We start from the raw sequence: 306 nt of genomic DNA, 5'->3' as shown, positions 1-306 counted from the left end.
CCGCCCAGGTCCGCACCCGGACCTCGACGCCGTCGGAGTCGCCGACCCAGAGCGGGGCGGTGGAGCCGCGGGCGGCACCCGAGTCGCGCTCGGCGGTCCCGGCGTCGGCGGAGTGCTCGGCGTTGTGCGTCTCCAGGTCCTGCCAGTCGGACCAGCGGTCGGTGCCGGTGGCCCGGGTGCGGACCTGGGCGGTGCCGTGGAGTTCGGTGTCCACGTCGTCCCAGACGACTCCGACCAGGGAGAACGGCTGGACGTCGCGCTCGGGCAGTCCTTGTTCGGCTGCCGCGGCGGCGGGTGCGCCGGTGG

1 pseudogene is annotated in these 306 nt (G+C 76.1%); it reads right to left on the bottom strand.

The features are described 5' to 3' along the window. Positions 1-306, bottom strand: a pseudogene (locus tag JGS39_RS40445) (N-acetylmuramoyl-L-alanine amidase); the annotation flags it as partial.

Source organism: Streptomyces poriferorum, from assembly GCF_019399235.1.
Classification (GTDB): Bacteria; Actinomycetota; Actinomycetes; order Streptomycetales; family Streptomycetaceae; genus Streptomyces; species Streptomyces poriferorum.
The sequence above is the reverse complement of the archived record's forward strand: the minus strand, read 5'-3'. Positions and strand labels throughout refer to the sequence as shown.